At 36.2% G+C, this 1,121-nt stretch carries 2 protein-coding genes; both read right to left on the bottom strand.

Features of this window, described 5'->3' with window-relative positions:
- Positions 1-78: 78 nt before the first annotated feature.
- Positions 79-1,029, bottom strand: coding sequence for a DNA-directed RNA polymerase subunit alpha (locus PND65_RS09605; RefSeq protein WP_087321145.1), 951 nt, complete (start codon positions 1,027-1,029; stop codon positions 79-81).
- A gap of 14 nt (positions 1,030-1,043) precedes the next feature.
- The coding region (gene rpsK, locus PND65_RS09610) for a 30S ribosomal protein S11 (protein WP_195191811.1) at positions 1,044-1,121 on the bottom strand (78 nt) is incomplete at its 5' end.

Consider the following 1,121-nt stretch of genomic DNA (forward strand, 5'->3'; position numbering starts at 1 on the left):
TTGCCATGTTTCTCAATAGTGCTTTTCTGTGATCAGCTGTTCTTCCTAATCTACGATTCCACATAGTTGCTCCTCCTGCTACTCATAAGATTTAAAGAACAAACCTAACTGGAACATTTTGTCCTTTACTTCTTTCAATGATTTCTTTCCTAGATTTTTAACATGCATCATTTCATCTTCAGTTTTTTGAGTTAATTCATCCACGGTCTGAATACCTGCACGTTTTAAGCAGTTATAAGAACGTACAGACAGATCTAAATCTTCGATCATCATTGTATTAACTTTCTTGGTATCTTCAACATGTGGCTGCTGTACCATAAAGCTTTCTTCCAGTTTTAGATTTGCTAATGGTACTAACACATCTAAATTCTTAACACAGAACGCTGCAGCACGACTAATAGCCTGTAAAGGTGTGATTGTTCCATTTGTCGTTACGGTAAAATGAACCTTGTCATATTTTGCATCCTGTCCTACACGTGCTGGTTCAGATAGATAGTCAGCACTTTTTACCGGTGTAAACATTGCATCTAGGAATACAACATCTTCACCTAAATCGTACTCTTCTTCATTTTCCAATGAGCTTTTATATCCTGTTCCAAGGCAAGCATATAAATCCATTTCAAGTGACGTTCCTTTTTCTAAAGTGCAGATCACTTGTTCAGAATCCACGATTTCAACCTCTTCAGGACAAATAATATCAGCTGCCTGAATAATTGCTGGTCCTTTTTTTGAAATATGAAGTGCTTTGATTCCTTCATTTTCACAAGAAATTTTTAAAGCCTTCAAATTTAAAGAAAGAGTATTTACATCTTCAAGGATTCCTTTGATCACAGTCTGATCTTTTGTGCATCCTTCAATTTTAAAACCAATAACAGCGCAACCAGGCAAGTTTGATAACATTGTATTTTTAATTGTGCTGCCTACTGTAGTTCCAAAGCCTCTTTCAAGAGGTTCAAAAACATAAGATCCAGTATTGTTTTCTTCATCTACAAACTCTTTGTGAAATGAAGCTCTTTCGAATTCCTGCATCTATTGCCTCCTTACTATCCACGAGGTCGTTTTGGTGGACGACATCCGTTATGTGGAATTGGTGTTACATCATTGATCATTGTGATATCTAG

The organism is Faecalitalea cylindroides (assembly GCF_028321995.1).
Lineage (GTDB): Bacteria > Bacillota_I > Bacilli_A > Erysipelotrichales > Erysipelotrichaceae > Faecalitalea > Faecalitalea cylindroides.